General features: G+C 37.8%; 7 protein-coding genes and 1 tRNA gene. 1 reads left to right on the top strand and 7 read right to left on the bottom strand.

The window, feature by feature from the left end; genetic code table 11:
- Both AB1397_07810 and AB1397_07815 read right to left on the bottom strand, forming a co-directional pair.
- Positions 1–634 (bottom strand): nucleotide sugar dehydrogenase (locus tag AB1397_07810; protein ID MEW6482878.1); only part of this gene is annotated, 634 nt, incomplete at its 3' end.
- 14 nt (positions 635–648) lie between these two features.
- Positions 649–720, bottom strand: a tRNA-Ala gene (locus AB1397_07815).
- Positions 721–804: 84 nt separating this feature from the next.
- On the opposite strand from AB1397_07815, the gene AB1397_07820 reads away from it, so the two are divergent.
- On the top strand, positions 805–1,650 hold the full coding sequence (locus AB1397_07820) for a prohibitin family protein (protein MEW6482879.1): 846 nt from the start codon (positions 805–807) through the stop codon (positions 1,648–1,650).
- A 10-nt stretch (positions 1,651–1,660) separates the two neighbouring features.
- Here AB1397_07820 and rpsC read toward each other — a convergent pair whose 3' ends face one another.
- From rpsC to AB1397_07845, 5 genes are all read right to left on the bottom strand, one after another.
- On the bottom strand, positions 1,661–2,293 hold the full coding sequence (gene rpsC, locus AB1397_07825; protein ID MEW6482880.1) for a 30S ribosomal protein S3: 633 nt from the start codon (positions 2,291–2,293) through the stop codon (positions 1,661–1,663).
- 38 nt (positions 2,294–2,331) lie between these two features.
- The gene (gene coaD, locus AB1397_07830; GenBank protein ID MEW6482881.1) at positions 2,332–2,808 is read right to left on the bottom strand and encodes a pantetheine-phosphate adenylyltransferase; all 477 of its coding nucleotides are present in this window, start codon (positions 2,806–2,808) and stop codon (positions 2,332–2,334) included.
- Entirely contained in the window at positions 2,780–3,583 is an 804-nt protein-coding gene (gene murI, locus AB1397_07835; GenBank protein ID MEW6482882.1) for a glutamate racemase, read from the bottom strand. Before murI ends, coaD begins: the two co-directional genes overlap by 29 nt.
- Positions 3,584–3,589: 6 nt before the next feature.
- Positions 3,590–5,104, bottom strand: a complete 1,515-nt coding sequence (gene rpoD / locus AB1397_07840) for an RNA polymerase sigma factor RpoD (GenBank protein MEW6482883.1) — start codon at positions 5,102–5,104, stop codon at positions 3,590–3,592.
- Positions 5,086–5,300, bottom strand: a 215-nt coding sequence (locus tag AB1397_07845) for a hypothetical protein (GenBank protein MEW6482884.1), incomplete at its 5' end; no start/stop codon positions are given. The genes rpoD and AB1397_07845, both read right to left, overlap by 19 nt.

Consider the following 5,300-nt stretch of genomic DNA (forward strand, 5'->3'; position numbering starts at 1 on the left):
TTGGGGAAGATACAGGATGAACATTAGCACTTGAGATTATCTGGGAGAACAAAAGGCAAGCAAGCTCGGTGGATTTTTCTGTTAAACCTCCGATAACCTTTGGTGTATTTTTTATTGTCCATAATTTATTCCCAGGGTCAATCCTCTCAGGAGAAAATGCAACAAAGAAGTCAATATCTGCCTTAAAGCCTGTTTCCTCAAGGATTGGAACAACAACCTCCTCGGTTGTCCCAGGGTATGTTGTGCTTTGAAGGATGATAAGTTGTCCTTTTTTTAGGATTTCCTTAATTGAGTTTGTTGCAGCAATAATATAAGAAATATCAGGTGCCTTTGCCTTGGTAAATGGAGTGGGAACACAGATAAAGATTACATCCTGCAATGAAAGAAGGGAGAAATTATCTGTGGCAGAAAGCCTTTTTTCAGAAATTAAAAAGGCAATATCGCTTGTTTTAACATCAGGAATATATGAAATGCCTTTATTTATCTTTTCAATCTTATCCCCTGAAAGCTCAAATCCCAAGACAGAAAATCCAGAAAGAGCAAATTCAGTTGCCAAGGGAAGTCCTACATAGCCAAGCCCAATCACGCCAATCTTTGCCTTCTTACTTTTTATTTTATCTTTTAATCCCTCCATCTTTCAATACCTTGTGGAGATGGCGGGAATCGAACCCGCAACCTCTTCCACGCCAAGGAAGCATTCTCCCGTTGAACTACATCCCCAAACAAATTCCAAAAAACAACATTGACATATTTCATTTCTTATATTATAATATCTCGCAATGAAAAATAAAAGGAGGAAAAAAAATGAAAGAGGAGATTTATGAAGTCAAAAGAAAGGTGGGAAGGTTTAAAAATATTGGGATAACTCTTGGGATTATTCTTCTATTTTTGCTTTTTCTTCTTCCCTTAATTAACCCCCTTGTTATTGTTGAGGCAGGAAAAAGGGGGGTTGTGCTAAATTTTGGGGCGGTTTCTTCTAAGGTTTTAGATGAGGGCATCCATTTTAGAATCCCAATTATGCAAAGGGTAATTCAAATGGATGTTAGGGTTAATAAGGAACAGACAGATGCAGCAGCAGCATCAAAAGACCTTCAGCAGACACACTCCACCATTGCCCTCAACTACCACATCTTGCCTGATAAGGCATGGAAGGTCTATCAGAGAATTGGAGCTGAGTTTAAAGAGAAGATGATAGACCCGGCAATTCAGGAGGGTGTAAAGGCTGTTACCGCAAAATATACGGCTGTTGAGCTTATTACAGAAAGGGAAAAGGTAGGAGAAGAGATAAAAGGGCTTTTGAAGCAAAAATTATTACCATACGATATTATCGTTGATGAGCTTTCCATTGTCAACTTTATGTTCTCCCAGCAATTTACCGAGGCTATTGAGGCAAAGCAAACCGCAGAGCAATTGGCTTTAAAGGCACAAAGAGACCTTGAAAGGATAAAGATAGAGGCAGAGCAGCAAGTAGCACAAGCAAAGGCAGAGGCAGAGGCTTTGAAGCTCAAAAGGGAAAACATTACAGATGACCTTATAAGATTAAGGCAAATAGAGGCGAATTTAAAGGCTATAGAAAAATGGGATGGAAGAATGCCCCAAATTACAGGTGGCGTCCTACCCTTTATTGATGTAAAAAGCCTGGAGAGATAGGTTATAATTACTATTCTTCCTCTCTCTTTCTATAAACCCACACCTTTATTCCAATCTTTCCAAACTTTGTGGTTGCCTCTGCTATTCCATAATCTATATTAGCCCTTATGGTATGAAGGGGAACCCTTCCTTCACGATACCATTCTGTTCTTGCTATCTCTGCATCTTGGAGCCTTCCAGCCGCAGAGATTTTTATTCCCAGTGCACCTGATGCCATTGCATTAGAAACAGCCCTTTTCATCGCCCTTCTATGTTGAATCCTCTTTTCAATAGACTTTGCCACAGATTTGGCAATCAGAGGGGCATTGAGATTTGAGTCAGCTATTTCATAGATATCTATCTGAAATTCTTTTTTTATTTTAGAAGATAAGAGCTTTTTAATCTTTTCTATCTCCTCTCCTCCCCTTCCAATAACAACCCCTGGTCTTCCGGTATGGATATTTATCTTAATCTTTTCACCAAATCTTTCAATTACAACCGAATCAATATCGCCATTTGCAAAATAGTTTTCAATAAAATTTCTAATGAAGATATCCTCGGCAAGGTTCTCCACATACTCCCTTTTGTTTCCTGTATACCATATTGAATCCCAAGTATAACCTTGTCCTATTCTAAAGCTTCTTGGATTTACTTTCTGTCCCATTTTACAAAATTATAGTTTTTCCATAAACATTTTGTCTACTATTTTTGATAAAATAATTTTAACCTTTCTTCCACCTGTTTTGGAACAAATCCTTTTGGAAGCTTTCCAAGCTTGGAAAGCTCCTTTACCACAGAGGATGATAGATAAAAATATGCCTCATCTGTCATTAGGAAAACCGTCTCTAATTCTGGATAAAGCCTCTTGTTTGTAAGGGCCATCTGAAACTCATATTCAAAATCAGAAACCGCACGAAGCCCCCTTATGACAACCTTTATTTTGTTCTCCTTAAGATAATCAACCAGAAGTCCTTTGAATGATGAGATGGAAATCCCCTTTATTCCTTTGGCTATCTCATTTAGCATTTCAATTCTTTCCTCTTTTGAGAATAGGGTCTTCTTTGTTGCATCCTCTGCACAGAGAACAATTATTTCATCAAAAATAGAGGATGCCCTCTTTATAATATCCAAATGGCCAAATGTTGGTGGATCAAACCTTCCTGGATATACTGCCTTCATATTCCTCTAAATCTATTCTTTGGATATCTGGAATTGAAATGTCAAGAAAACCAGCTGCTTTAAGCATAAAATCGCCTGGGGTATCACTTGTATAAAATCTTAAACTCCCCCCCTTTATGTTAAGCAAGCCCTCCTTTTCCAATAATGTTTTTGTAGCAATGGCTGTTGAGGTAGATGAGTTGACAATATGAATATTATCACCCATTGTTTCCTTAATTGTTTGTAAGAGAAATGGATAATGTGTGCAGCCAAGGATGAGAACATCAATTTTTCCCTTTAATTCCGAAAGATATTCTTCACATATAGCCCTTGTTATCTTATGGTCAATCCATCCCTCCTCAACCAATGGGACAAATAATGGACAGGCTTTTGCGATAACCTTTTTGCCCTCTCTTACTATCCTTTTCTGGTAAATGGAGCTAGCAATCGTCCTTCTTGTCCCAATTACACCAATTGTTTCCCCAAGCTTTATTGCCTCGGAAACAACAGGGTCTATAACATCAATAATATAGGGAAATCTCTGGGATAGGCTTTCAATAGCAACAGAGCTTGCGGTATTGCAAGCTATGACAACAAGCTTTACCTCCTGTGAAAGGAGAAAGGAAAGGGCTTGATTTGCATATTTGATAACCAAAGATTCTGATTTTGAGCCATATGGACTTCTTGCAATATCACCAAAATAAATAATGTCCTCTTGGGGAAGCATTCTTATAATCTCCTTCAAAACGGTAACTCCACCAATCCCAGAATCAAAAATAGCTATGGGTTTTTCCATTAAATCCTAAATATCCAGATAATCCTTTAGTTTCTTACTTCTTAGTGGATGTTGAAGCTTTTTTAATGCCTTTGCCTCAATCTGGCGAATACGCTCCCTTGTAACATTAAACTTCATCCCAACCTCTTCCAGTGTATGAGGATAACCATCTTCCAAGCCAAATCTTAAGCTCAATACCCTTGCCTCCTGGAAGGAAAGGGATGAAAAAACCTTCTCTATTTCTTCCTTAAGAAGGAAGAATGTAGTTAAATTTGCAGGAGAGGCAATGCTTTTATCTTCAATGAAGTCCGAAAGGCAAGTGTCTCCTTCATCTCCAATAGGGGTTTCAAGGGAGATTGGCTCTTGGGAAATTCTTAAGACCTCCTGCACCTTTTCTACTGGCCAATTTAGCCCTTCTGCAATCTCATCAGGAGATGGTTCTTTTCCTATCTTTTGAAGGAGCTTACGAGATTCCTTAATCACCCTGTTTATCTGCTCAACCATATGGACAGGAACCCTTATTGTCCTTGATTGGTCAGCGATTGCCCTTGTGATTGCTTGTTTAATCCACCAAGTGGCATAGGTAGAAAAGCGATAGCCCTTTTTATACTCAAATTTTTCAACCGCCTTTATAAGCCCAATATTTCCCTCCTGAACAAGGTCAAGAAAACTTAAACCCCAATTCATATATTTCTTTGCTACACTCACAACAAGCCTCAAGTTAGAAGCAATCATTTTTTCCTTTGCCTCCTCTATATTTACTTGGATTACCGCTAAATCCTTTGCAATATCCTTTATCCTTTTTCTTGGTTCTCCAATTATTTGACGAAGCTCTTTAAGCCTTTGGACATATTCCTCCTTTTTATCTTTTAGTTCTTGGCTGTCTTTTTTTCTTATCTTTTCTCGTAGTCTTTTTATCTTCCCCTCTGTTTTTTTTATCTCTATTGCTATTTTCTTTATCCTTTCTGCAATAGTTGAAGCAACATCCCTATGGATAAACTTTTTCAATATTTTTTTCTTTTTTTCCTTATTTCTTTCTTCCTCAAGCCGTTCGATAAACTTTTTAAATTGGGTATAGAGCCTTGCCTCTCTCAATGGAGATGGTCCATTTTCCTGCCTGAATATCTCCCTTATCTTTATACGGTTTTTATCAACACTTGCCTTCATTTCCTGTAAGAATTTTATGGTTACCTTACAACTTGCTATCTTCTCCTTTAATTTGCTCCAACCTTCCTCCATTATTTTTGCAATTTCTATCTCATCTTTAGAGGATAAAAGAGGGACCTTGCCAATGTCTTTAAGATATACCTTTATGGGATCTTCTATCTTTGTTTCCTCCCCTACATCTTCAAGAAAAGCCCCTTCTGGCCCTATCCCCTCTGTAATCTCTATTCCATATTGTTCAGAAAGCTCCTGAAGAAGGGTATCAATTTCCTCAAGGGGGAAATTATCGGGAAGGAGGAAGGTTAACTCGTCATAAGTAATCTTCCCCTGTTCCTCCCATATCTCAACAAGCTTGTTGATTATATCTTCCTTGTCCATCTTAACGCTTCAATATTTTTTGCCAATTCTTGATAAGAAGAAAGAAGCTTTTTTACATTCTCATTCCTTCCTTCCTTCTCCATTATTTCTCTCTTAAGAGATTCCATTTTTTCCTTTAGGTTTTCTTCTTTTATCCTCTTTATACAAGATAAAGCCAAAGCATACCTATCTTTTTTGTTATAAAACTCCATACTTA

Source organism: bacterium (assembly GCA_040756715.1).
Classification (GTDB): Bacteria; UBA9089; UBA9088; order UBA9088; family UBA9088; genus JBFLYE01.

Coding starts and splice junctions, on each gene's coding strand:
- coaD (MEW6482881.1), bottom strand. CDS start 2,808: ATGAAGGCAGTATATCCAGGAAGGTTTGATCCACCAACATTTGGCCAT.
- murI (MEW6482882.1), bottom strand. CDS start 3,583: ATGGAAAAACCCATAGCTATTTTTGATTCTGGGATTGGTGGAGTTACC.
- rpsC (MEW6482880.1), bottom strand. CDS start 2,293: ATGGGACAGAAAGTAAATCCAAGAAGCTTTAGAATAGGACAAGGTTAT.
- rpoD (MEW6482883.1), bottom strand. CDS start 5,104: ATGGACAAGGAAGATATAATCAACAAGCTTGTTGAGATATGGGAGGAA.
- AB1397_07820 (MEW6482879.1), top strand. CDS start 805: ATGAAAGAGGAGATTTATGAAGTCAAAAGAAAGGTGGGAAGGTTTAAA.